Source organism: Paenibacillus wuxiensis, assembly GCF_040195695.1.
Taxonomy (GTDB): Bacteria; Bacillota; Bacilli; order Paenibacillales; family Paenibacillaceae; genus Paenibacillus_B; species Paenibacillus_B suaedae.
Window position 1 is genome coordinate 133,227 of the sequence record NZ_JBEFZI010000006.1, and the last position, 23,682, is coordinate 156,908.

The window sequence follows — 23,682 nt, forward strand, 5'->3', positions numbered from 1 at the left end:
TGAATAGCGGTATAACTACACATACACCTGGTGCAAATATTGCTCGAGCCTCTCCTTCACCTGTGGCCATTCCTCATCAACTATGCTGTACACATTCGAGTCGCGAATATACCCGTCTTCCATCACCCGATGTCGGCGCAATTTCCCTTCGTATACGGCTCCTAACCGCTGAATGGCGCGATTCGAGCGCTCATTGCGCACATCTGCCGTCAGCTGAACACGAATCGTATGCAGCTGTTCAAAGCAATATTGCAGCAGCAAATACTTGCACTCTGTATTGATGCGAGTACGCCATACAGAAGGGTGATACCATGTGCCGCCAATCTCGGCATATCGATGCAAGGCAGACATATTCATTATTCTCGTCGCGCCAATAATTCGCTCTGTAAGCTGATCAATGACAACGAATGGATACTCAGTCCCCTTCTCGCGGTTCAGAACAGCATCATGAATCACTCGTTCTGCATCCGTAAGACTGCGGATGGTGCGCGGCAAGTAGTGCCAAATATCAGGATGAGATGCTGCTTCATATAAATCTTCCTTATGTTCAGGAAGCATCGGGATCAGCCTAGCACTGCTCCCCGCCAGCTCGAACAATTGATTGTTCATTCGTATCCATTCCCCCGAAGGTCTGATAGGTATAGAGTGCAGTCTGTAACTTGTCTATGTATTGCTGCTCATGACTTGAACACATAAATTGAATTGAAGGGCGAACTGACGTATCCGATGACTGCTTCAGCTGGTTTTCCTGCATTACTTGTGCTAGACGCTGCACGGTGCCATGGCTGCCGTCTATAAGCTGGATATGAGCAGGGATAATGTCTCTCAATATGTGCTTGTAATAGGGATAATGCGTACATCCTAACACAATCGTTCCATACTGATTCAAATCCAATCCAGCAAGCTTATGCACGAAGTAGTCTCCTATCACTCCCTTATCAAAGTTTAACTGCTCGCAATACTCTACCAATTCCGGCAAGGGAATCGAATCCACAATATGTTCTTCGTCAATTCGACTGACTAATGTATGGTATTTGTTCTGACTTAAGGTTAACGCTGTCGCGAATACAAGCACACGCTTGCCATTGTCGCGGTTCATTTCCACGGCAGGCTTGACTGCTGGCTCCATCCCGATGATCGGAATGTCGTACTTCCGTCTTAGTTCTGACGCTGCGATGCTTGTCGCTGTATTGCACGCAATAACAAGCGCCTTCACATTGTGCTGCATGATGTCTTCCACAGCTGAATGTACATGGCGCATTACTTCGGATTGAGATTTCGTCCCATATGGAACATGCAGCGTATCTGCATAAAATAAATATTGTTCATGCGGCATCTGCTTCATAGCCTCAGCCAACACGGTTATTCCACCGATTCCAGAATCAAAAAAAGCGATTGTCATTCCATTCACCTAGCATTCTTATTAACATTGCAACATCTAGTTGTCGATGCTTATATTGTACTCCTTTTCGGCGGTGAATCCTATCGAAAATTTGTCGCATGGTGTCAGTAGAAAATAAATTGCTTGACTAAGTGTCTTTAATCAAAATTGTCATCGTGGAAGGCTGCAGCATGTAAACAACCGTTTCTATAAAAGATGTACGTGTTCGCCATATTCATGAATAGTACTTTTATACCTAAACACCAACGGCAGGGTTATACGAAACAAACTGCCACTCATTTTACTGCAAGGAGCGGTCGCGTAAAACCAGTGTGAGTGCGATGAAGCCGTGGGCGGACAGAAGCTGTAGCTACACAGAAATAATTAAATCAGGAGGGTTCTGTGCCAATGCCGAACACTCCTGAAAATGTTTTAGGCTGTGTAAAAACGCAAGTCAGTAAAATTTGTTGTAATATATTCAAACTGCAAACGGTAAATTGATTGACATTCGCCAGAAAATCGAAACGTTTTTGTAACCATCAGACTTAGAGGTTATTTTTCATAGACATTCTTCATACCAATCATCTTCAAGATTTTGAATAGTATCTTGTAAAAGTTCTGAAAATGTTGGAGCTATAAAATAAACAAAATCAGGGTCATGTACATAAAAGATAACTTGCCCAACTGTACCATGTTCTGTCGGGTCGAAGTCTAACATTAGATACAATGACCCTCCTACAACCTGTGCAAAAGGAAACCACTGCTTGTTAAATAAATATGGCTTAATACGAGAATCAAGCTTACTAATTTCTTCATCGCTGTAATATTCACTCATTAAATGATCGCGATCGCAGAAAAATTTCTTGGTATCTCTAATATCGTCTAAGGAAAGAAATGTAAATGGAATACAACTATCTTTATATGAAGTATACAAAAGATTAAGCGGATAGCCGCTGCCATCCTTAAGTTTATAAAACGCCTTAAAATCCGTTGGTAATGAAATACTAAAATCTCTTTCAAAATCGTCAAATTGTTTATCTGTTACTCCGGTTATCTTCTTGTACTCTTCAAAATACTCAATATCTTCGTCAACAACTTTCCCAGCTAATAAACCCTCTATTGTTTTACGTAATTCATCTATTAGGGACACCTTACTTACCTCCAAATATAACTATCCTTCGCAAGGAACCTATTATTCCACGAATACACCCAGTCTACTTTTACGATTCTACAAGTTGATGAAGAAACCCTTAGAACCTCAATCAGAGCTCAGTCTAGAACTTTATTTTCTTGTGACACATGGCAAATGAAAAAACCTGCTGCACCAGCATGATACCAGTTCAGCAGGTTCTTAGTTCTCAACCTATTGTTCCTTCAACTATTCATCTATCAGCTTCGTGTACTGCTCTGCATTCAGCAAGTGCTTCACAGCTTCCTCAACGCTGCCTTCTACTTCAACTTCTGCAATCCATCCATCTTCGTAGGGGCTGCTGTTCACAAGCTCTGGCGACGCTTCCAATCCATCATTGACCTTCGTAATTGTCCCGGATACCGGACAGTACAACTCAGATACGGTCTTCACCGATTCAATTGATCCCATGCTGTCCCCTGCGGACAAACTGGTTCCTACTGGCGGAAATTCAATGAATACGATGTCTCCCAGCTGGGATTGTGCATGATCTGTAATGCCAACCCGTACCGTATTGCCTTCTATGGCAACTACCCATTCATGCTCTTCACTATACAACAATCCATTCTTCACTTCGCTCATGTCAACGCCCCATTTCATTCATAATGTCATTCATCAGGCCGTCTATCCAATCGAGATCGTAAAAATGGACAGGAAGCGGCCTTGTCGCCTTGTTCTCTGTCCTCGGTACCTGAGAGTTCCCGTTCCTCCACAGCCACAACTGCGGTTGAACTTACCCCTTTGGCGGCATAGAAAATGCACTCTCCAGAGCTGCGTCAGAATGGCGGTTATGGAACCTGAGAGATTCATTGCCAATCGGCGGCTGGCAACTTGCTCCTTCGGTGTTGACAATCGCAATTGTCAAACTCTCCCGACCTTCCTCGTTCGCGAATTACGATTAAACTGGGTAATTATAACACCATTAGATTATTGCAAGATATGCATGATTGTCAATACGACAAGCTATGAAATCAGTTGTGAAGAAAATATCAATTGACAAAGTGTGGAAAGCTCAACTAATGTAGAGATGACAGCTGAAAATGGCGAATGATGGTAAAGGGAGAGACTGCTGAGACATAGCGGCGCCGAAGGAGTAAGCCTGAATAGGTGAATCTCTCAGGCAAAAGGACTTTTACCGGACGCACCTCTGGAGAGCACTGCTATTCATGAAAACGAATACAGTCACCCAAGGGGAAAGTCGATGGTAGACTCGCAAACAAACAATTTGTTTGCGACAATCGGCGACACTCTCAGGTACAAAGGACAGAGCGAGAGAATGAGAGGATGCGATGCATCCACTTTTCTTTCGGCTGTCCTTTTTATGTTCGTATACCGATAATTAGTCCAAATACGCGTATCGAGGTGAATTCATGAGTCAATTGAAGAGAACGCCAATATTTGATCAATACTCTGCTTATCCGGGTGCACGCTGCATTGACTTCGGCGGCTGGGAGCTCCCTGTTCAATTTATCGGCATTCAGCGAGAGCATGAAGCAGTTCGTACACATGCAGGTCTATTCGATGTCTCCCACATGGGTGAATTTATCGTAAGCGGCCCTGCCTCCCTGACATTTCTTCAACAGATGACAACAAATGATGTATCGCGGCTCGAGGATGGCAAAGCACAATATACGCTGATGTGCTACCCTGACGGAGGAGTTGTCGATGATATTCTCATTTATCAGATGAAGAGCGACCGTTACATGCTCGTCGTTAATGCCTCCAACATCGATAAAGACTACGCATGGCTGCAGAAGCACCTGATTCATGGCGTTACCTTGACCAATGTATCGAATCGCACAGCATTGCTTGCCCTTCAAGGGCCGAATGCCCAAGCTATTCTTGCTGCGGTAACTGAGGCACCTATTGATTCGCTCGCTCCATTCCATTTCCTATCGGATGCACAAGTCTGCGGCGTATCAACATTGCTGTCTCGCTCAGGCTATACCGGTGAAGATGGCTTCGAACTCTACTTGTCCGCAGAGGATGCAGCACACGTATGGAATGAGCTGATTCGCGCGGGCGAACCGTTCGGCTTGCTCCCAGCAGGGCTTGGTGCTAGAGACACCTTGCGCTTCGAGGCACGTCTGCCCCTCTATGGACAAGAAATTACAGCCGATATCTCGCCGCTTGAGGCAGGACTAGCACGATTCGTCAAGCTGGATAAGGGCGACTTCATCGGCCGTGTAGCATTAACGAAGCAGAAGACCGATGGACCGGCACGAAAGCTGGTCGGCATCGAGATGATCGACAAAGGCATTCCTCGCTCCCATTATCCAGTGCTTGCAGATGGGCGCGTGATCGGAGAAGTTACAACAGGAACACAGTCGCCGACATTAAAACGCAATCTAGGGCTGGCCTTGATTGAATCCGCATTCTCTGAATTGGATACAGAAATTCTTGTCGAAATTCGCGGCAAGCAGTTGAAAGCCCGCGTCGTCTCGACTCCATTTTATAAACGAATCCCGACCCCTGCCAAAGGAGCGAATCCATCATGAAGCATCGTTACATTCCAGTGACGGAACAAGATCAGGCTGACATGCTGCAGCAGATCGGCATCACTTCCATTGACGAGCTATTCCGCGATATCCCAGCCTCCATTCGTTACAATGGAGTACTGCCAATGTCTAAACCATTAGATGAAGCAGCCATGATGAAGCATATGAAGGAATTGGCCTCCCGCAATGCTAATAGTGAGAGCCATACCAGCTTCCTTGGTGCTGGCATATACGATCATCATATCCCTGTAGTCATCCAGCATCTAGTCTCTAGATCAGAGTTCTATACCGCCTATACACCCTATCAGCCTGAAATCAGTCAGGGTGAATTGCAAGCAATCTTTGAATTTCAATCCTATATATGCGAGTTGACTGGTATGGCTGTTGCCAATGCCAGCATGTATGATGGCGCTACTGCACTTGCAGAAGCTGGAGCACTGGCGGTTGGCGCAACGAAGCGCAAGCAGCTTGTCATCTCGAGCACTGTCCATCCAGAAGCGAGACAGATTGTTCGCACAATGGCTCGAGGACTTAATGTTGAAGTGGTCGAGATTGGATATCAAGACGGGGTGACTGACCTTGCTCAGCTGGAGCGTGCTGTCACGGACGAGACTGCTGCCGTACTGATTCAGTCCCCTAACTTCTTCGGATGCATTGAAGATGTGCGCGCCATTGAACCTATTGCACATGCAAATAAAGGTCTGCTCATCATGAGTACAAATCCACTGAGTCTTGCTATGTTGGAGAGTCCTGGCAAACTAGGTGTAGATGTATGTGTTGGAGATGCCCAGCCGCTTGGCATTGCAGCATCTTACGGCGGTCCTACATGCGGTTTCTTTGCCGTTGCAGAGCCCTATATGCGCCGCATCCCTGGCAGAATTGTCGGCTTGACCAAGGATCTGGATGGCAAGCGTGGATTTGTTCTTACACTCCAAGCGAGAGAACAGCATATCCGTCGTGAAAAGGCGACATCCAACATCTGCTCGAACCAAGCACTTCTTGCTCTTGCTGCTTCCGTCTATATGTCCGTCATGGGCAAGATGGGAATGCAAGAGGTATCGAAGCTCAATATACAGAAGTCTCATTATGCAGCTGCTTATATCAATAACAAGCCCAATCTGGGATTAGCGTTCCAGGCGCCTTATTTCAATGAATTCGTACTTCGTCTCCCGCAAGATACTGACATGGATCGATTGCAGTCTCTGCTCCTGGACAACGGATTCATTGGCGGCTTGGATCTTGGCCGCTTCTATCCTGAACTGGAAGGACATATGCTCATTGCGGTCACGGAGAAAAAATCCAAATCAGACATCGAACAATTTATTGACCTGCTGGAGGTGAGCTGCGTATGAAACCGGAACAAGCACTAATATTTGAATTGAGTCATCCTGGGCGTATTGCCTATTCCTTACCTGAATGTGATGTTCCAGAAATCGAGATTCAAGAGCTTGTCCCAACTTCGATGCTGCGCAGTCAAGAGGCCGAGCTGCCTGAAGTGTATGAGGTTGATGTGATTCGACATTATACCGCCTTATCACGCCGCAACTTCGGCGTAGATAATGGTTTCTACCCACTCGGCTCTTGTACGATGAAATATAATCCGAAAATTAACGAGGATGCAGCAAGGCTGACAGGTCTCGCAGCAATCCATCCTTATCAGCCTACAAGCACGGTGCAAGGGGCTCTAGAGCTGCTGTACACGCTGCAAGAGGATCTAGCTGCCTTGACTGGTATGGATAAAGTCACGCTTCAGCCTGCGGCAGGCGCGCATGGAGAATGGACGGGGTTGATGATGATCCGGGCTTACCATGAGAGCCGCGGCGAGCAGCGGACGAAAGTAATCGTTCCTGATTCCTCTCATGGCACGAACCCCGCTAGTGCAACTGTAGCTGGCTTAGATACGATTACAATACCGTCTAACGAACAAGGATTCGTTGATCTGGAAGCACTCAGAGCCGCTGTTGGATCTGATACGGCAGCATTGATGCTCACGAACCCGAGCACGCTCGGATTGTTCGAAGAGCATATTGTCGAGATCGCGAGCATTGTTCATGAAGCTGGCGGATTGCTCTATTATGATGGCGCTAACTCCAATGCCATTATGGGTATTACGCGTCCTGGGGATATGGGCTTTGATGTTGTCCATTTGAATTTGCACAAGACGATGAGTACGCCTCATGGCGGCGGCGGCCCTGGTGCTGGCCCTGTTGGCGTGAAGAGCAAGCTGATTCCATTCCTCCCTTCCCCTACGGTGATGAAGCATGAGGATGGTTCATATGAATTCGATCAAGGCTCTCCGCTGTCCATTGGACGAGTCAAGGCCTATAACGGTAACTTCGGTATCCTCTTGCGCGCCTATGTATATATTCGCACTTACGGTCCAGAAGGGCTGCGCCGTGTATCTGAATGCGCGGTACTGAATGCCAACTACATGATGCACCGTCTGGCGCCTTATTACGATATTCCATATCCAGGCGTATGCAAGCATGAGTTTGTGATGTCAGGCAAAGGGTTGAAGCAGTACGGCGTGCGGACGCTGGATGTTGCCAAACGCCTTCTTGACTTCGGCTTCCATCCGCCAACCATCTACTTCCCGCTCAATGTCGAGGAGTGTATGATGATCGAGCCTACGGAAACAGAGAGCAAGCAGACGCTGGATCGCTTCATCGATGTGATGATCCAGATCGCACAGGAAGCGAAGGAACAGCCTGAACTGCTGCTGAATGCACCGCATTATACGGATGTGAAGCGATTGGATGAAACCCAGGCCGCACGGAAGCCTGTATTGAACTGTGCTTGTAATTAATTTGTAATAAGCAGCAACATGCAAAATGCCCCGAGCGCCTACCGACAATTCGGTTACGGCACTCGGGGCATTTCATTATTGGACGAATTGTAACTTACCTTCAGTCCTTCAGTATTACAACTTTAGATTGCTTTAATTATTTCTTCGCTCGGCTAACATAGAATTTAATCTTGTCACCCTTCTTCGCAGCTCCACCAGCAGGAACCTCTTGCTTAAATACTTTCCCTGCTTCCTGTTCATCCGAGTTCTCGAGAACATACTCATATTTCAAGCCGCTTGCAAGAACCTGCTTCTCCGCTTCTTCCTTCGACAACCCCACTAAGTTAGGAACAGCAATCTCACCAGACTTCGGCGGTTCCGTCGTTGTATTCGTGTTCGGATCCGGCTGCTGGCCATCAGGCAGCTGACCGTCTGGTGGCGTTGTCGTGTCTGGCGTTGTCCCTGTCTGACCATCATGAGCGCCGATATTCGTCGTTCCAGAATCTGTTGTATGATCGTCAGGTTTCTTCTCTGGCGTCGTAGGCGGAGTTACACTCGTATTGTTCGAGTTGGAATCCCTATTACGGTCACGGTCACGCTCTGTCGACTTCCGATCCGCATCATCCGATTTCTTCTCCGTCTCGCGTTCTTGAGAGGAATTGTCATTGGATGAATTATTATTGTTATCTGTCACTGGCGGCTCTGTTACGTTTGTAGAAGAGCCAGAGTCCTGTTGGCTTGCATCTGAATCCGTTCCCGGCTCTGTTGCTGGATTCTCTGTTGCAACCTGATCGTTAGACTCTGGAGCATCAGTAGATATCGCTGCATCATTTGCCTTCGACAAGGAGTTTGCCAACATGACTGCTCCGCCCAATACGCAAATAAATACGGCAGCACATGCAAGAATGAGTATCATTTTCTTGCGGCCCACATTCTCCGCGTTATCCGCTTCATAAGGTGCGGCTTCTTCTTCCTCCGCCTCTTCCTCAGCAGTGATGAGCAGCTCTGGATCCACTTTCGGAACGGGCGGCGTATAAATGCCCCCAATTGTCTTCACAGGGATGTTCGGCGAATCCATAATCTCGCGAAGCGTCAGCATGAAGGAAAACTGCGAGATTTCTCCTAAATAGACACTCTGTACGAGAGACAACAGCGCTTCCTTCTGACCTGGAGACAGTTCCTTCAATGCACCGGCCAAGCGCGACTCATACATTTCATAGTATTGAGGCACATTCAAATGCAGTGTGCTCAGCTGATACAGCAAGTAGCACAGTCCCAATGTACCGCAGCGTTCGGTCGGTGCCTCTGACCAATAGTTCATCACAAGAACTTGATGATCCTCCGTAATCCACAAGTTGTCGACAGATACGGAGAAGTTCGTAATATTCGATTCCAGCGCATCTTGAATCGCCTTACCAACTTCATATAACAAGGACAGCGTCTTGTTGGCACTCAGCGCGTGATGCTGTATGTACTTCGCCAGCGGCATTCCGTTATAGGAGGTGAACACCACGAAGAAATCACTGCCGGACGTCCCTGCATTCAGCATATGGAAGAATCGATTATTTGAAAAATGCGAGATTTGACCAAACGCTTTCTTGCATTGCTCAGCCTTATCTAGTCCCTTATTCTCTACCAAATATATAAATACATCTCTCTTAAGTGACAAATCTATGGCTTCATATAAAACTCCATCTGCCAAATGCAAAATTACCTTGCATAATTGATAACGTTCCCCAATGTAAGCACTCATATGTCTTGCTCCTCCGCGATTCATGCTTGGAAGCCCAACGCTGAACGTCGAGCTCTCCTAAGACATTATGAAGCAAATTATGATTTTTTGCAAAACTTGCATTAACGAAACATTGTGCAGCTATTTGCCAATTCCTTAAACTATCGCCTATATAGCTTAATCTGGCTCATTTTCGCAAATTTTTCAGATTATTTTCTTCCATCATTTTCATTAACGATTCATCAACATTTCGTCATCAATTTATCGTGATTTATTCGTTGTCTAGTCGTTGCTGAATCATTGATTTGACATCGTTTCATCATCGTTCGTCATTGTTTAATCATCATTGTATCACCATCAGTCGCTCTCAATTTTACATTTGCAACGTCCTCACTACATCCCTCCATTGCTTGATCAACTGCTCCATCTTGTCATGTGCCCCGTGAACTTCCCCCATTCGTGCTGCTTGCCCTACCCATAATGACATATATTGAGGATTATTGGTTCGAGCAGCCGACTGTCTAACGCCTCTCGTAAGTTCATTCATAATTGGATAAGCAGGTATGGAATCGTGATAAGTCTCCAACCTGCGAATGAGATCATTCCGTAGTCCTCTTGCAGGCTTGCCTGAGATTGTCCTCGTAATGACCGTACTGCATTCGTCAGATGCGCGAATGGCCGCTTGATAAGCGGGATGTGCCCCGCTCTCCTTGCACAGCAGGAAAGCACTCCCTAACTGTGCTGCTTGTGCTCCAAGGGCCATGACCGCCGCTATCCCGCGTCCATCCATTATACCGCCAGCAGCAATGACGGGAGCGGATACCTGATCGACAATAAGAGGAACTAACGCCAATGTGCCGATTAGAGCTGAATAGGGGTCTCCCACAAATGTTCCACGATGCCCGCCTGCCTCACTGCCCTGAGCCACGATCATATCGATACCTGCAGCTTCAAGCTGAATCGCCTCGGCAACATGTGTTGCTGTTCCTATTAAGAGGATGCCAGCTTCTCTCAATTGACGAATATAGATCTCATCGAGAATTCCGAATGTAAAGCTGAGAACCGGAACGTTCTCTTCAAGAATGACTTGAATCTGGTTATGAAAAGTTAGCCGATAAGCTGACTCATCAAAGCAGTATGTCTCTTTGCTTCTATCTTTGCTGATTTCTTGACCTTGCTGATTCAGATGTATATCGATATTCTGCAAATCTTCCATCACTGCATCCGATATATGCTGATCAATCCCGGCTGGTTCTGGTATGAATAGATTTACTGCAAAGGGCTTGCTCGTAAGCTGTTTGATTGCCCGAATTGCTTTTCTCATCTGTTCAGGCTGCATGTATCCCGCTCCCAGCGTCCCGAGCCCTCCAGCGTTCGATACAGCCGCTACAAGCTCAGGTGTGGTTGCTCCCCCTGCCATCCCTGCTTGAATAATCGGGTATTGGATGCCTATTCGATGGATTATCGTATTATTCTTATTCAATCTATCACTCACGATTCAATCTTCCCTTCTGCACCAAGGATTTGAACATCGATCATGCTATTTTCGTACATGTACGAGATCGCCTCGTTCCACACTCCTACCCTTCGACGAAAGAGATGGAATTTCCTGTATAATAACCACTTTCACTTGTTCTGACTCCGTGCATAATTGATGCATTGACATAATATGTTTCCCATCAGTGTCATCGTGCGTACAATGTCTATGAATCATAGCAGGGTTTAGAATTGCTGGTGGGATAAGCGTAAACCGTGTACCATCATCACTGTCGAGAAGCGCACTCACGATATTTTGAATGTGATAATGATCAATCCAACTAGAATGATAATTTTCACGGAGAAGATGGCAACGTTTCCATCCTTCGCGCATATGATAAATATAAATATTTTTGCATCGGGGAAAGTTTTTGTTGCCCAACAAACATAGTTGACCTATACTAATGAAGTAGCATGAACGGAAAAATTCCGCTTTTTTTTGGGACAAATCTTGCACTAGGCAAACTTTTTAGGACATGGTGAAATCAGGAGAGTGAATCAGATGCATTCAAATGTCGTAACGCTATACAGTGCTGGCACAGGCCAGCATGTACGGTTGAATCGAATCGAAGTTCAAGGAGTACTACGGAGAAGATTGCTTGATCTCGGTTTTGTTCCAGGCAATGTGATCGAAGTGCTGCAGCGCAGTCCGCTCGGCGATCCGATCGCATTCCGAGTCAATAATACAACGATAGCGCTTCGCAAGGAAGAAAGCATACTCATGTATGGCGAAATAGTTGGGAGTGATGATCAATGACAGAACAATATACAGTTGCCTTAGCCGGCAATCCAAATACCGGTAAAAGCACCTTGTTCAATTCCCTTACAGGAATGCGACAGCATACGGGAAACTGGGCGGGAAAAACCGTCCTAACAGCAGAAGGCCACTTCAATCATGAAGGTACTTCCTATAAAATGGTCGACCTGCCAGGTACGTATTCGCTCTATTCCAATTCCGCCGACGAGGAAGCCGCTCGGGATTATATTATTTTTGAGAAACCCGATGTGACACTCGTCGTGCTGGACGCGACATCACTGGAGCGGAATTTGAACTTGGCATTGCAAGTGATGGAAATGACCAACCGCGTTGTTGTCTGCATTAACTTGATGGATGAGGCGAAGCGGCTCGGTGTCAAGATCGACACTAATGCGATCGAGAAGAAGCTTGGTGTACCCGCAGTTGCGATCTCTGCACGACACCGTACTGGGATTGATCAAATGATGGAGAAAATTAAGGGTGTGGCTTCCGGCAAGATTGTACCTTCCCCGCTGCTCGTGCAATATAGCGAGGATATAGAAGAGAAAATCGCAGCACTAGAACCGATCATTCGGGAGAAGCTTGGCACAACATTTCCAACAAGATGGATTGCACTTCGTCTGCTTGACGGTGATGAGAGCTTGATCAATTCGATGAGATCCAGATGGAACTCGCCGGTCGCAGATACCGTGAAGGGAGTTGTTTCGTATGGCCACACCGCTTGCCACTAATTCAGAATCATTGGACTCCTTATTGTCCAGAGCACGCACTCTTGCAAGCGGAGAAGCAATTCGGGACGGAATTGTAACGGATATTTATCGTACGACGCGTGATATATGCAGTGCAGCCGTTGTCTATGAAGACAAGAAGAAATTAAAAAGCACATACCGGTTAGACAAGATTCTAACCTCTCCGATCTGGGGCTTTCCGATCATGCTCGCCATCTTGGGTGTTGTATTTTGGTTGACGATTGCTGGAGCGAATGTTCCGTCGGAAATGATATTTTCCTTCTTCGAAGTGATTGAAGGGTACTTAAACACGGCATTTGAAGCGATGAATGCTCCTGCTTGGCTGCATGGCATTCTTGTACTCGGCTTATATCGCGGTACATCATGGGTAATCAGTGTCATGCTGCCGCCAATGGCTATTTTCTTCCCTATTTTCGCGTTACTTGAGAATTTCGGGTATCTGCCTCGAGTTGCATTCAACATGGATCGTCTATTCAAAAAGTCAGGCGGACACGGGAAGCAAGCCTTGACGATGTCGATGGGCTTCGGATGCAATGCAGCAGCGATCTTGTCTACACGGATTATCGAATCGCCACGAGAACGCATGCTTGCGATATTAACGAATAACTTCGTACCATGTAACGGCAGATGGCCGACCCTGATTCTGTTGTCATCTCTGTTCATGGCAGCAGGTGTAGCAAGTGGGATGCAGACGATCGTAACGGCAGCTATCGTGATGGGTATGGTTATGATTGGGATTGTTGTCACCTTGACCGTATCTTGGGTCATGTCCAAAACAGCACTGCGCGGTGTGCCCACACATTATACGCTTGAACTTCCACCGTACCGCAGACCGCAAGTCTGGAAGACGATTTTATTGTCATCGCGTGATAAATCGCTTAACGTATTGACTCGCGCTGTCGTTATTGCGGCACCAGCCGGCGTTCTGACTTGGATTCTTGGCAACGTATTTGTCGGAGGCGACAGCATATTGAATCATATGGCTTCATTCTTCGACCCATTCGCCCACGCTATTGGCTTAGATGGATTCATCGTTATGGCATTCCTGCTCGGCTTGCCTGCGAACGAGGTTGTCCTTCCTATCTTGCTAATGGGCTACTTGTCCTCTGGGGCAATGGTTGATGCAGATGGAATGGAGAACATCAAGGAAATCTTCCTGCAGCATGGATGGACATGGTTGACTGCATTGAATATGATGCTGTTCTCCTTGCTCCACTACCCTTGCGGAACGACACTATACAACATTTATAAAGAAACGAAGAGTGCAAAATGGACAATATTATCTGCCGTTATTCCGCTTGGAATCGCTATAGCAGTCACCTTCGCCACGGCTCAGCTCGCTAGAGCCTTCGGTTGGGTATAAAGTTATCTCTCTCCCCCTAAACGATAATGTTCAGGGGGTTTCTTATTCATTCCCTCCTTACTTGCTAACTATACCGAATTGCTAGAACCATGATTTCGTTCGTTACTACCATCCGTATACATATACATTTCTTTCCTATCATGTTAAAATGATCATTCATTCTTTTTATGATTATTCATTAGCGAATACAAATACCTAAACATCTTTAATGGGGGGGATTCATTTCATGGACAAGCAGCATCTGCGCTCAATTATGGATCATCAATATGAGCTACCAACAGAAATCGAACAATATGAAGCCGTACAACAAGTAGTCAGCCTACTTGGCTCTACAGATCCTGAATTGAGGGATGATCTTGCATACGGGATATTGTATGAATGGCTTATTACACAAAAAATCCTGACCGCTGGACAACTAACAGAGCTTCTTCATCAGACGTTATCAGACCAAATGCTTTTCAAAGGAATTGGGACTGCTGAGAACGATTCGGTCTTCCAACGTACATTCTCCGCCCTCTTACTCGCACTGCTTCTGAAGCGTGATGAACAACAGCCTTATATAAGCAAGCCTTTATATGAACACATTGCGAAGCGAGTTGTTGATTATTGCATGCAGGAGAACGATTATCGCGATTATGTAGAAGTTAAGGGATGGGCTCATGCTCCAGCTCACATCGCAGATGTCATGGCTGCTTGTGTACGCAGTCCACACATTGGCCCAGAGGAATGCAAGAAGCTTCTCAGTGCCATTGAGCACATGCTTCTTCATGCGAATCATATCTTGCGAACAGAGGAAGATGAACGCATGGCGACAGCCGTCGTGTCAATGCTTGAGCTTAATAAGTTGTCGTTCATGTCCTATTGCGCGTGGCTTATGCAGGTTGAGCTGCCCAATGAAGACAAAGTGATTTATCGCTGTAGACGCATAAATGTTAAAAATTTTGCTCGATCTGTATGGATGCGTGCAGCAATGAGAGAATTCATCGATCCAACAACAGGATGGCACAATTGGTATAACATTGAAAAGAAACTGAATCCGGTCTTCAACAGAGACATATAAGATCAACTTCATTTCTGTTAATTTCCTCGTTATTCTCTTGTAGAGCGCCTGATTAAATACAAAAAAAAGAACCTGCACTTACCTGCAGGTTCTTGATGTGATATCTACATACTTAACTCGTTAGCCTGTGAATGATTGTACCCACACGCCATTGTAGTATGCAACACCGATGGAAGTGAAGCTGGAGTTCAGGATGTTCTTACGGTGTCCATCGCTGTTCATCCATGCGTTCATTACTTCTTGCGGATTACGTTGGCCTTTGGCAATGTTCTCGCCAGCAGTATTGAAATTGACACCTTGTGCTCTCATCAGATCGAATGGGGAGCCAAGTGTTGGAGATTGATGGTCAAAGTAGTTGTTATCGTTCATGTCTTTCGCCTTGATCATCGCAACTTTGTTCAATTGTGCATCGGATTTCAATGGCTGCAAACCAGCATTCGCACGTTCTTGGTTCACCAAATCGATAACTTGGCTAGCGAAGTCACTGTTCGCATTGTTGTTGTCTTGTGGCGCAGTTGGTTTATTTTCACCAGGTGTTACTGGTTTTTCAGCTTCTGGCTTGTTTACTTCTGGTTTGTTAACCTCAGGCTTTTCAACTTCAGGTTTCTCGATTTCTGGCTTCTCTACCTCAGGTTTCTCAACTTCAGGTTTGTTAGCTTCTGGCTTTTCAACTTCAGGTTTATTTACTTCCGGCTTGTCCACCTCTGGCTTTTGAACGGGAGGCGGAACGATTGGCTTATTCCCAATTTCTTTTTGAATGGCTTCCATCCATTTGGACAAGATTTGCTTCAATTCCGAGTTATCTTGGAATACTTTATCAAAGTCCATATTCATACCCAGGTTTGAACAATTCGAGTTCATCATTGGATTCGGCTGTTGCACTGGGCTAACGGGTGCTGCCATAGCAGAGTTCACCGCCATAACCGGTGCCAATGCAATTGCACTTGTAATTACAACTTTCTTAAATGTCTTCTTCATCCTGTACATCTCTCCCTTTGCAGCCTGCGAGGTTAGCTGTCGGGTTCGGGTTAAAGTGGACTCCCCTGTCGCTATACGACTTCACCCCAATGAATCGGTTCCCCCGCGCTCTGACGAGCTTCGGCTTGTTTTGTGGTACGTTTCCGATCCTAACACGGATAATACAGGAGATCATTTCAAATATATTGTAATTAATTATAATATCTTCCAAACAAAAAGAACCGGAGTATGCTAGACTGCACTCCGGTTCTACTTTTCTAGTATTCCATTTGGTCGGAAATTGATCTATTCCTAATCCGCTCGCTTCTTACTTGATCACTTGGGACAATGCTGTGAAAATCACGCCAAGCGCATAGGCACCAGCATCAGGATAGCCAAGACTCCGTTCGCCAACCGTCCCCGCTCTTCCCATACGAGCTACTATTGTCTCTGTATACTTTGCACCTTGAACAGCAGCCTCTGCCGCTTTCACAGAAGCAGTCTTCACGTCATCGCCCTCAGACGCACTCTGTACCCACGCATCTGCAAATGGAGCCAACGCATCGACAAGTGTCTTATCCCCAACTACAGCTCCTCTTCCGAATGAGCGCTCGCCCGTGTCTTGAATGCCTTTAACAACTGCTTGCATCATTTGTGCAAATTCAGAAACGGACAATTCTACGCGTTCGCCCGCGAACTTGCTGGCTGCACGGAATGCTGAACCCCAGATTGGGCCGGAAGCGCCGCCGCAATGCTCCATAATAACTAACGAGCAAGCATGGAGGAAATTGCCCATGTTGTCTGAATGATGTGCAATGATGTCATGCCATTCTCTCTTCAATTGTTTGAAGCCCTTCGCCACACTCATACCGAAGTCGCCATCACCTGCATGTGAATCCAAATCGCAGAATGGAACCTCATTTTCAATGATGATTTCACTCATCTTGTCTGTTAGATAGATCAGGTTATTAACCGTGAACACATTATGTTCGACCTTCGAGAAGGCCTCGTCCGTCTCTACTGTGAAGGATACCTCGTGGCTCGCAGTTCCTGCTTCGGACATCTCCTCAGGATGGATTGGTTCAAATGAACCACTCACCTGCAACGCCGGTGTATTACAGCTTGCTTCGAGGTAATGCTTAAGCTGTTCATCCAAGCGGATAACCGACACCGACGCGCCAGCCATATCGATACTTGTCATGTAGTTGCCTACGAATACTTTGACAAGAGTAATTTGCTGTGCATGAATCTCCCGAACTACGGCGTTCGCCAGCAAGTACAATTCTTGCAGCGGAGATCCGCCAAATCCATTAATCAGCACGGCTAGCTCCTGCTTAGAGCCTGCTGTAATCTTCATGTCACGGAACAAATCCGCAACCATTTTCTTCGCCAGTTCGTTAGCAGAAGCGATCTTCTCTCGACGAATGCCAGGCTCCCCATGAATTCCTACGCCGTACTCGATCTCATCGTCATTCAACTGGAACGTTGGTGTTCCTTTTGCTGGAACTGTACAAGAGGTAAGCGCGAATCCAATACTTCTTGTGTTGTCGATCGCGTGCTGAGCAATCGCCTTCACTTCTGCAAGCTCCAAGCCCTCTTCAGCGGCCGCACCTGCAATCTTATGAACGAGCACTGTGCCTGCAACACCTCTGCGGCCAACCGTGTATAGACTGTCCTCTACAGCTATATCGTCGTCCACTTTGACATAATCGACCTGAATTCCGTCTTCTTTGGCTAGATGCGACGCATTTTTGAAGTTCATAATGTCGCCACTGTAGTTCTTAATAATGAGCAGCGTTCCCTTCTTGCTTGCAGAGGCCTTTAACGCTTGATAAATTTGAATTTGTGAGGGGGATGCAAATACATCACCGCATACAGCTACATCGAGCATGCCTTGTCCTACAAATCCAGCGTGAGCTGGTTCATGACCGCTTCCTCCGCCACTGATCAACGTAACCTTGTTCTCATTCACGATTTTTTTCTTGACAATCTTGTATTTGCTGATGAACTCCAGTTCCGGATGTGCAAGCACCATACCGTTACACATTTCCCGAACCAAAGTTTCCGGTTGATTCAGTATTTTTTTCATTCCTTACACGTCCTTCTGGTCTTTGAATTGTTGACCCATCATATCAGCCACTCGAATCGCCGATACAACCATCTCTTCTGTGACTGGGAACGGCATGGAGTGGATAGATTCTTCAGGGATGCACGCCTTCTGTGCTACTGCCTGTAATTCTTCGTTCGTAACACTTGTTACACCGAGATCAGCCAAGCATACCGGAAGACCAATGCTTAGGCAGAATTCCAATACCTCGTTCATCTCTGCTGCGCTTGCATTCTCAAGGACAAGCTGCACCAATGTTGTAAAGGCTACCTTCTCGCCATGCATATAAGAGTGAGTGCCTTCAAGTGAAGTTAATCCATTGTGGATGGCATGAGCTGCTGCCAATCCGCCGCTCTCGAATCCTAATCCAGACAAAAGAATATTCGTTTCTACAATGTTCTCCAGTGCAGGCGTTACCAAGTTCGCATCGCAAGCCATCTTCGCCTTCGCACCGTCTTCAAGCAATGTCTCGTAGCACAACTTCGCAAGTGCGAGTGCTGCTTTCGTACCTTTGGCAGGTGCTACTCCTCCCATTGCACCACAAGGCAGTCCTGCATTTACATTCGAATAAGAGCTTGCTGTTGCACGTGCTTCGAAGTAAGTGGAGAGCGCATCTCCCATGCCTGCTACGAGGAAGCGCGTTGGCGCATTCGCAATGACAGTCGTATCAATCATGACCACACTAGGACTTTGCTTGAAATAAGCATAATCGTCAAATTCCCCTTCAGGCGTGTACATGACCGCGGAATGGCTAGTTGGCGCATCAGTTGCTGCAATAGTTGGGACGATAATAAGCGCTTCCCCTTCTGCCACACATTTGGCCGTATCAATCGCTTTGCCTCCACCAAGTCCAATTGTACATGAGCAATTATGCTCAATAGCAAGCTGTTGTAATCTTTTTACTTCTTGACGCGAGCATTCTCCAGTGAAACCGCTCTCAACTAACGTAACTTTGTATTTATTCATTGTATGTTCAAGCTTATGCTTTACACGCTGCACATCATCTGGATGAGCGATCAGAAGAGCAGAATCTCCGAATGTTCGAATGAAATAACCCAAGTTATACAGTTCATCTTCACCTTGTACATATTTGGCTGGACTGATAAACGCTTTTCTCATGATTAAATGCCTCCTCTGTGCTATTTATATGTTTATTATAGAACCGTCAATGAACTAGATCATTGAACTATTATTGCGAAATAAAGCGCTATCTTATCGGATTTTCTTATCATTTGTACGCCGAATGGTATTATCTTGTCATCCAACCCGAAAATTATGCTATAATTTAGCCATGCAAACAAAAGGAGAATGAGTCATCGTGAGTTCCCGTTTTAGCTTAGAGAGCATCATCGATATGGAAAAATGGCAGCAGCTGCAAGACTCGCTATCCTTAGTGACGAAGATGGCCGTGATTACGACTGACTATAAGGGCATCCCAGTAACAGCGCATAGCCATTGCCAAAACTTCTGCAAGGCCATTAGACAGGATGAATCGTTGTCGCAATACTGCCAGAAGTGCGATGCGCGCGGCGGTCTGGAGGCTGTTCGTCTGAATAAGCCGTATATCTATTTGTGCCACTTTAACATTGTCGATATTGCTATTCCAATTATCGTGAATAATCAATACATGGGAGCAGTGATGGCCGGACAAGTCAAGCTGCGTGACAATCCGATGGAGCTCGAACAAATTGTTACCCGACCCGCTAATGCGGATGCGAATCGGAAGTTCAAGAATCTCGAGCCGGAATACAGCTCCTTGCCGGAACTGTCCTATGATGAGGTTGTCACCATTTCTGAAATGCTCTATCATCTATGTAATTATATTGTAGAGGAAGCCATTTCCAAAAATACAACCATTGAAATGTATCGGCAGGCGCTTCATAGTGAGAAGACTGCCTCCGAGTTTTTAGCAGACCATAGCTATCGCAGCATTCAAACATTCAAGGCAGAACTGGATAACACGCTGATCGACAATCAAATTAGCAAGATGAAAAATCAGCAAATGCTTGCCTCCAACTCGATGCTTCAGCCTGCATTCGATTATATTTATACACACAAGAGCGAGAACGTAAAGCTGACGGATATGGCTGCACTCTGCCATGTCAGTCCCAGCTACTTCAGTCGTATTTTTACGAAAGAAACAGGAGAAAACTTCTCGGTGTTCATTCCGCATCTCAAAATCGAGTGGGCCAAACAAATCTTGGAGACTACCGATCTGTCTATTTCGGAAATTAGCAATGAGCTTGGCTTCAGTGAACCGAGCTACTTCATTAAGTCATTTAAGAAATTTGAGCAACTTACACCTGCTCGCTATCGCCAAATCTATAAACGATAAACCATAACAAAAAGCCGTCACTCCACGTTCTCCTGCGAACTTGGGGACGGCTTTTCAACCCTTCCTCTCTTCCATTTACTCATCGAATCCACTGCTGCAAATCATCCATCGTTACATATGAGATAGAGGGCGATCGTTCATGCTGCTCATGTCCTTCTGTACAGGCTGCCGCTTTATAACCATGTTCCAGCTCGAACGTATAGAAGCGTACCGATTCCTTATCCGGCTTCAATTCGAATGTCCCTGCCCCATTGTCAACGATGGAGAAGGAATCCAGCGGAATAGATAAGCCCTTTCCGGCTGCTTTGATATAGCTTTCTTTCAATGTCCATAATGTATAGAAGTAGTCCATTTTTTCCCCGTCATCTTTTTGCATAAGAGCATCCGTTTCTTCCATCGAGAAAAAACGACGCGCAATCGACAAGTCAATCGGCTTTATTTGCTCCACATCAATGCCAAGCACTCCTTGCCCCCATATCATCATCACCCAGCAGCCTGAATGAGAAATGTTGAAGGAAAAGTCGCTGTCTCCTGCGACACGTGGCTTGCCGTACTCATTGTGTTCAAAATGTATGTCTGCATTTGTATATCCGTAATCCTTACATAACACTGCTCTAACCAAAGATTCTCCAAACAGAGAGCGGTACGCATCTTCAACAAACTTAAATTTTCTAATTCGATCTCTTCGCTGCGGTGCAACCTTGCTCATAAAATCATCATACTCCGCAGGCGAAATGTGTTCCGGTAAGTGAAATGCTGCGATTTTCGTTATGTTCATCACCTTTTGACCGATATATTGAACGACATTTAGAAGCCCATCTTCAATAACCAGCTAGCCAGATGCTCTTCCCGCGCTTTTATGTCATCCTTGTCTCTATTATATTTGCCCAATTGGTATTCGCCAACAAGATTACCGTCGAGCATGAGTCAAGCATGAATAGCATGCTCCAACCAAAAGATGCTCATTAGTCAACATGCTGTAAATACCTTCATGTTGGAAGACGAATGAGCATCCTTGATTATCTGGAAACGATGAATAGACCGTTATGCTTGAATGAATTGTGGAGACATTTGCAATTCATAGTTGTTCTTTTCTTTCTGCTTGTTATAGATGAAGTGCATAATAATCGCAGCGATTAAGAAGAAGCTGACTTGCAAAATCTGTACTTGCGCGTTGAAGTAATAGAACTGAAGTCGGCTTCCCGTTGCTGTCAGCCAGAACGTGAAGAGATAGAACAGCAGAGTGCCTCTTGTTGCATTGAACACGTAGCTTTGGAACCATATGAAGAACATAAGCTGAATGACGTAGAGAAAATAGGAGGTGCTAGTTTCATAGGAAGAGATCACGTAACCTGGCAGCACCCAAAGTCCGAATATGAGTCCAGTGAGCAGCGAACTGGTAACATTGTTTTTGAATTTGCCCTGAAGAAAAGGAAGCAAAAAGCCAATCCAGCCAAAGATTCCACCGATAAGCCCTGTCTCCTCAATCAGATTCCACAGTCCAATTAGGAACATGTCAGAAATGCTGTATGTCATTTGCGGAAGAGGAATGCCGAAGAGCTTTGAGCCATAGTGCATTGTCGCTACGAACAAAATGACGACTACTAACAATACAGGGAACCAGAACAAGTCTTGTTTTCTAGGAATCAGTTTGGAGAACACGCCCTTCACTGCCTTTGAACCGCCCATTGCATAATACGCAATCAATCCAGCGAACGATGGTGAGTAAAGCGCAATGATGGTCAGCGGATGCATAAGCGTGAGAGGTCCTGTAATCGGAACCAGAATGTCCCCAAACAGCATATAGGCAAGCCCAATCCCCCAACAAGCGCCAAACGAGATGGCCAAATACAAATACAGATATTTGTTATGATTGCTCATCTTTTCAACCTCCCTATCGTATTGGTTTGGTGCTGGATCTTACTTACACATTCACTTTCTTATGGATCAAAGCCAGTAGGTTATTGACCGTGCTGAAGTTTTTCAAATCCATATCCTCATTTTCGACTTCGATTCCGAACCTCTGCTCGACAAAATTTACAAGCTTCATCGCGAACAGCGAGTTGACGAAACCCAATTTGAAGAAATTGTCGTCATCCGAGAATTCAATGTTATCTTCGCTAATGGACAAATTTTGATGAATGAAGTTTCTGATTTCATTTTGATAGTTCATAGTATCCTCCTTCAACATTTGGCAATTGGACTTCAATATAAGGTGGGAAGTCTTGAATATTGTCTAAATCATGTTCCAACACATAGTTGCCCTGCCCATCCGATGATTTCTCACGAAATCCTGCAAAGCGATAACTGACATACATCATCCTGTTGCGTCCTGTTTCGCGAAAATCGGCCAGCAGCGGGGTGTTCTGTTTTCGAGCCTCTTGTAATATGTAACTAAGCAGCACCGTTCCTACGCCTCGCGACACGACCCGACATGACATGAGCAGCATCTCTAGCTTCCAATGAGTTTCTTGGGTATGGATTAAGGCTAGCCCAATCTTACCGTAATCTCCATACTTGTCTTCTAATTGGCAGACTAACAGCCGATGGTGCGGAGATTGCCGCAACTCGTCCAATTCTTCATAGCTGAACGTTCTTCCCGTAGCATTCAATTGATTCGTTCGAACCGTCAGTTCCTCAGCTCGCTGCAAATCCTCTTCCTGTGCGGGATAGATCGTAAACTTCATAGACAGCGTTGCAAGAAACGCCTCCGAGGGCCCTTGATATTCACTTTCTGCCAGCTTCCGCTGATAATCAGCCTGATACAATTTGCGTCTTCGTGCAGAATCAACTGTTATGAAACGAGGATTCAGTGATGGATGTGATAACAGGGTGAGATATTGATCCGCATTGATGCAGTGAACACTCTCATGGACGTTCTGTACTTCTTCCAATTCGAAGGGTTGATCGTCAACAAACAGAATCGTGTCCATACCGATATTGATATTTTTCTGAATTTCTGCGAGTGAATATGATTTGGCGTTCCAATGAATTTCAGGATACAGGAAGTAATCATCCAATCCGAACTCTTTCAGCTTGGACATGGCCAAGTCATAGTCGTTCTTGCTGGCAATCGATTGAAGAATTCCGCGGCTATCAAGTGTCTCGATAATCTCCCGAATGCCCTCCTTAAGTTGGACGCTGGATGACTCCACCAGTACCCCATCCCATAGTGTATTGTCCAAATCCCACACGACGCATTTATACTCTTTTTTTTCGTTCATACGTATCCT

Annotated in this window: 21 protein-coding genes and 4 riboswitches; of the genes, 8 read left to right on the forward strand and 13 right to left on the reverse strand. The window is 45.8% G+C overall.

What is annotated here, in order from left to right; all coding sequences use genetic code 11:
• Window positions 1–15 precede the first annotated feature (15 nt).
• From ABN764_RS14750 to gcvH, 4 genes are all read right to left on the reverse strand, one after another.
• Entirely contained in the window at window positions 16–609 is a 594-nt protein-coding gene (locus ABN764_RS14750; RefSeq protein WP_268624820.1) for a GNAT family N-acetyltransferase, read from the reverse strand.
• Entirely contained in the window at window positions 569–1,402 is an 834-nt protein-coding gene (murI, locus tag ABN764_RS14755) for a glutamate racemase (RefSeq protein ID WP_021255040.1), read from the reverse strand. Before murI ends, ABN764_RS14750 begins: the two co-directional genes overlap by 41 nt.
• 538 nt (window positions 1,403–1,940) lie before the next feature.
• A complete protein-coding gene (locus ABN764_RS14760; protein ID WP_446672331.1) occupies window positions 1,941–2,531 on the reverse strand; it encodes an SMI1/KNR4 family protein in 591 nt (196 codons plus the stop codon).
• Between the two features lie 228 nt (window positions 2,532–2,759).
• Entirely contained in the window at window positions 2,760–3,152 is a 393-nt protein-coding gene (gene gcvH / locus ABN764_RS14765; RefSeq protein ID WP_021255041.1) for a glycine cleavage system protein GcvH, read from the reverse strand.
• A 193-nt stretch (window positions 3,153–3,345) separates the two neighbouring features.
• Window positions 3,346–3,454, reverse strand: a riboswitch (glycine riboswitch).
• Window positions 3,455–3,617: 163 nt separating this feature from the next.
• Window positions 3,618–3,712, forward strand: a riboswitch (glycine riboswitch).
• A 3-nt stretch (window positions 3,713–3,715) separates the two neighbouring features.
• A riboswitch (glycine riboswitch) is annotated at window positions 3,716–3,839 on the forward strand.
• Window positions 3,840–3,940: 101 nt separating this feature from the next.
• Between gcvH and gcvT the strand changes: the two genes are divergently transcribed.
• From gcvT to gcvPB, 3 genes are read left to right on the forward strand one after another with little or no spacing between them, the layout of a single operon-like run.
• Window positions 3,941–5,068, forward strand: coding sequence for a glycine cleavage system aminomethyltransferase GcvT (gene gcvT, locus ABN764_RS14770; protein ID WP_021255042.1), 1,128 nt, complete (start codon window positions 3,941–3,943; stop codon window positions 5,066–5,068).
• Window positions 5,065–6,420, forward strand: a complete 1,356-nt coding sequence (gene gcvPA, locus ABN764_RS14775; protein ID WP_174809271.1) for an aminomethyl-transferring glycine dehydrogenase subunit GcvPA — start codon at window positions 5,065–5,067, stop codon at window positions 6,418–6,420. The genes gcvT and gcvPA overlap by 4 nt, the downstream gene beginning before the upstream one ends.
• A complete protein-coding gene (gene gcvPB, locus ABN764_RS14780; RefSeq protein ID WP_446672332.1) occupies window positions 6,417–7,874 on the forward strand; it encodes an aminomethyl-transferring glycine dehydrogenase subunit GcvPB in 1,458 nt (485 codons plus the stop codon). The genes gcvPA and gcvPB overlap by 4 nt, the downstream gene beginning before the upstream one ends.
• A gap of 136 nt (window positions 7,875–8,010) precedes the next feature.
• On the opposite strand, the gene ABN764_RS14785 is transcribed toward gcvPB, so the two are convergent.
• A complete protein-coding gene (locus ABN764_RS14785) occupies window positions 8,011–9,606 on the reverse strand; it encodes a PASTA domain-containing protein (RefSeq protein ID WP_446672333.1) in 1,596 nt (531 codons plus the stop codon).
• Window positions 9,607–9,958: 352 nt separating this feature from the next.
• Window positions 9,959–11,080: an NAD(P)H-dependent flavin oxidoreductase gene (locus ABN764_RS14790; RefSeq protein WP_446672334.1), complete on the reverse strand. Its 1,122-nt coding sequence runs from the start codon at window positions 11,078–11,080 to the stop codon at window positions 9,959–9,961.
• Window positions 11,081–11,623: 543 nt separating this feature from the next.
• On the opposite strand from ABN764_RS14790, the gene ABN764_RS14795 reads away from it, so the two are divergent.
• From ABN764_RS14795 to ABN764_RS14810, 4 genes are all read left to right on the forward strand, one after another.
• On the forward strand, window positions 11,624–11,878 hold the full coding sequence (locus tag ABN764_RS14795) for a FeoA family protein (RefSeq protein WP_072729902.1): 255 nt from the start codon (window positions 11,624–11,626) through the stop codon (window positions 11,876–11,878).
• Window positions 11,875–12,609: a FeoB small GTPase domain-containing protein gene (locus tag ABN764_RS14800; protein WP_268624813.1), complete on the forward strand. Its 735-nt coding sequence runs from the start codon at window positions 11,875–11,877 to the stop codon at window positions 12,607–12,609. The genes ABN764_RS14795 and ABN764_RS14800 overlap by 4 nt, the downstream gene beginning before the upstream one ends.
• Window positions 12,587–13,990: a nucleoside recognition domain-containing protein gene (locus tag ABN764_RS14805; protein WP_446672335.1), complete on the forward strand. Its 1,404-nt coding sequence runs from the start codon at window positions 12,587–12,589 to the stop codon at window positions 13,988–13,990. Before ABN764_RS14800 ends, ABN764_RS14805 begins: the two co-directional genes overlap by 23 nt.
• A gap of 226 nt (window positions 13,991–14,216) precedes the next feature.
• A complete protein-coding gene (locus tag ABN764_RS14810) occupies window positions 14,217–15,050 on the forward strand; it encodes a DUF2785 domain-containing protein (protein WP_446672336.1) in 834 nt (277 codons plus the stop codon).
• Between the two features lie 120 nt (window positions 15,051–15,170).
• On the opposite strand, the gene ABN764_RS14815 is transcribed toward ABN764_RS14810, so the two are convergent.
• The 3 genes from ABN764_RS14815 to ABN764_RS14825 form a co-directional block, all read right to left on the reverse strand.
• A complete protein-coding gene (locus ABN764_RS14815) occupies window positions 15,171–16,028 on the reverse strand; it encodes a CAP domain-containing protein (RefSeq protein WP_446672337.1) in 858 nt (285 codons plus the stop codon).
• 6 nt (window positions 16,029–16,034) lie between these two features.
• Window positions 16,035–16,164, reverse strand: a riboswitch (cyclic di-AMP (ydaO/yuaA leader).
• A gap of 171 nt (window positions 16,165–16,335) precedes the next feature.
• Window positions 16,336–18,096 carry a dihydroxyacetone kinase subunit DhaK gene (dhaK, locus tag ABN764_RS14820; RefSeq protein ID WP_446672338.1) on the reverse strand — a complete coding sequence of 587 codons (1,761 nt, stop codon included), beginning with the start codon at window positions 18,094–18,096 and terminating at the stop codon, window positions 16,336–16,338.
• Between the two features lie 3 nt (window positions 18,097–18,099).
• Complete coding sequence (locus tag ABN764_RS14825) at window positions 18,100–19,233, reverse strand: glycerol dehydrogenase (RefSeq protein WP_446672339.1); 1,134 nt, start codon at window positions 19,231–19,233, stop codon at window positions 18,100–18,102.
• A gap of 199 nt (window positions 19,234–19,432) precedes the next feature.
• Here ABN764_RS14825 and ABN764_RS14830 point away from each other — a divergent pair, with 199 nt between their 5' ends.
• Window positions 19,433–20,449, forward strand: coding sequence for a PocR ligand-binding domain-containing protein (locus ABN764_RS14830; RefSeq protein WP_446672340.1), 1,017 nt, complete (start codon window positions 19,433–19,435; stop codon window positions 20,447–20,449).
• Window positions 20,450–20,528: 79 nt separating this feature from the next.
• Here ABN764_RS14830 and ABN764_RS14835 read toward each other — a convergent pair whose 3' ends face one another.
• The 4 genes from ABN764_RS14835 to ABN764_RS14850 form a co-directional block, all read right to left on the reverse strand.
• The gene (locus ABN764_RS14835) at window positions 20,529–21,227 is read right to left on the reverse strand and encodes a 4'-phosphopantetheinyl transferase family protein (RefSeq protein ID WP_446672341.1); all 699 of its coding nucleotides are present in this window, start codon (window positions 21,225–21,227) and stop codon (window positions 20,529–20,531) included.
• A gap of 266 nt (window positions 21,228–21,493) precedes the next feature.
• A complete protein-coding gene (locus ABN764_RS14840; RefSeq protein ID WP_217492499.1) occupies window positions 21,494–22,330 on the reverse strand; it encodes a hypothetical protein in 837 nt (278 codons plus the stop codon).
• 43 nt (window positions 22,331–22,373) lie between these two features.
• Window positions 22,374–22,622, reverse strand: coding sequence for an acyl carrier protein (locus ABN764_RS14845; RefSeq protein ID WP_021255057.1), 249 nt, complete (start codon window positions 22,620–22,622; stop codon window positions 22,374–22,376).
• Window positions 22,606–23,673, reverse strand: coding sequence for an HAD-IIIC family phosphatase (locus tag ABN764_RS14850; protein ID WP_446672342.1), 1,068 nt, complete (start codon window positions 23,671–23,673; stop codon window positions 22,606–22,608). The genes ABN764_RS14845 and ABN764_RS14850 overlap by 17 nt, the downstream gene beginning before the upstream one ends.
• Between the last annotated feature and the right edge of the window lie 9 nt (window positions 23,674–23,682).

What these genes read in the sequence shown, in the direction of transcription:
- ABN764_RS14750 (WP_268624820.1), bottom strand. Translation starts at nt 609, where the DNA reads ATGAACAATCAATTGTTCGAGCTGGCGGGGAGCAGTGCTAGGCTGATC.
- murI (WP_021255040.1), bottom strand. Translation starts at nt 1,402, where the DNA reads ATGACAATCGCTTTTTTTGATTCTGGAATCGGTGGAATAACCGTGTTG.
- gcvH (WP_021255041.1), bottom strand. Translation starts at nt 3,152, where the DNA reads ATGAGCGAAGTGAAGAATGGATTGTTGTATAGTGAAGAGCATGAATGG.
- gcvT (WP_021255042.1), top strand. Translation starts at nt 3,941, where the DNA reads ATGAGTCAATTGAAGAGAACGCCAATATTTGATCAATACTCTGCTTAT.
- gcvPA (WP_174809271.1), top strand. Translation starts at nt 5,065, where the DNA reads ATGAAGCATCGTTACATTCCAGTGACGGAACAAGATCAGGCTGACATG.
- gcvPB (WP_446672332.1), top strand. Translation starts at nt 6,417, where the DNA reads ATGAAACCGGAACAAGCACTAATATTTGAATTGAGTCATCCTGGGCGT.
- ABN764_RS14785 (WP_446672333.1), bottom strand. Translation starts at nt 9,606, where the DNA reads ATGAGTGCTTACATTGGGGAACGTTATCAATTATGCAAGGTAATTTTG.
- ABN764_RS14795 (WP_072729902.1), top strand. Translation starts at nt 11,624, where the DNA reads ATGCATTCAAATGTCGTAACGCTATACAGTGCTGGCACAGGCCAGCAT.
- ABN764_RS14800 (WP_268624813.1), top strand. Translation starts at nt 11,875, where the DNA reads ATGACAGAACAATATACAGTTGCCTTAGCCGGCAATCCAAATACCGGT.
- ABN764_RS14805 (WP_446672335.1), top strand. Translation starts at nt 12,587, where the DNA reads ATGGCCACACCGCTTGCCACTAATTCAGAATCATTGGACTCCTTATTG.
- ABN764_RS14810 (WP_446672336.1), top strand. Translation starts at nt 14,217, where the DNA reads ATGGACAAGCAGCATCTGCGCTCAATTATGGATCATCAATATGAGCTA.
- ABN764_RS14815 (WP_446672337.1), bottom strand. Translation starts at nt 16,028, where the DNA reads ATGAAGAAGACATTTAAGAAAGTTGTAATTACAAGTGCAATTGCATTG.
- dhaK (WP_446672338.1), bottom strand. Translation starts at nt 18,096, where the DNA reads ATGAAAAAAATACTGAATCAACCGGAAACTTTGGTTCGGGAAATGTGT.
- ABN764_RS14825 (WP_446672339.1), bottom strand. Translation starts at nt 19,233, where the DNA reads ATGAGAAAAGCGTTTATCAGTCCAGCCAAATATGTACAAGGTGAAGAT.
- ABN764_RS14835 (WP_446672341.1), bottom strand. Translation starts at nt 21,227, where the DNA reads ATGAACATAACGAAAATCGCAGCATTTCACTTACCGGAACACATTTCG.
- ABN764_RS14840 (WP_217492499.1), bottom strand. Translation starts at nt 22,330, where the DNA reads ATGAGCAATCATAACAAATATCTGTATTTGTATTTGGCCATCTCGTTT.
- ABN764_RS14845 (WP_021255057.1), bottom strand. Translation starts at nt 22,622, where the DNA reads ATGAACTATCAAAATGAAATCAGAAACTTCATTCATCAAAATTTGTCC.
- ABN764_RS14850 (WP_446672342.1), bottom strand. Translation starts at nt 23,673, where the DNA reads ATGAACGAAAAAAAAGAGTATAAATGCGTCGTGTGGGATTTGGACAAT.